Below are 535 nucleotides of genomic sequence, written 5' to 3'. Positions count from 1 at the left end.
CCAATTTGCGGAAATACCATTGGTCAGGATCGGCGCTTCTTGGTGAAGTATATGCCGGAGCTAGAAGCCTTCTTTCATTACCGGAACCTGGATGTCAGTACATTGAAAGAGCTAGTTAGGCGCTGGAAACCAGAGATTCAATCAGGCTTAAAAAAACAAGGTACTCACCTGGCACTTGATGATATTCGAGATTCGATTGAAGAGCTAAAATATTACCGGGAGCACTTTATTAAAGCCTAAGTAAGTGCCACTCCTTTAAGAACCCTTCTTTTGGTTTCTCCGTGCAGGCCTCCGGCCGCTCTGTGTCCTCTGTGGTGGGTTCGTTTTTGGGGTTTTGATCTTTAGGATTAAGCCCTCTTAACCACAGAGGGCACGGAGCGCTTCGCTGCAAAGAGGAATAATATTTCCCTGTAAAATGGGTGCAATTCAGCTTAAGTAAGTGCCATTCGGGTCAGAGTAAAAAAAGCTATTTTTACTCTGATCCCACGATTAGGCGCTTAAGTCCTGCAATCAGTGCCTGGCATTCTTCAGGTGT

The 535-nt window shown here is 45.4% G+C and carries 1 protein-coding gene; it reads left to right on the top strand.

Features of this window, described 5'->3' with window-relative positions; genetic code table 11:
- Positions 1-240, top strand: a 240-nt coding sequence (gene orn, locus A3761_RS06490; RefSeq protein ID WP_156491680.1) for an oligoribonuclease, incomplete at its 5' end; no start/stop codon positions are given.
- Positions 241-535 lie beyond the last annotated feature (295 nt).

Source organism: Oleiphilus sp. HI0123, from assembly GCF_001635315.1.
Note: the sequence above shows the minus strand (reverse complement) of the source record. Positions and strands in the feature narration are given on the sequence as shown.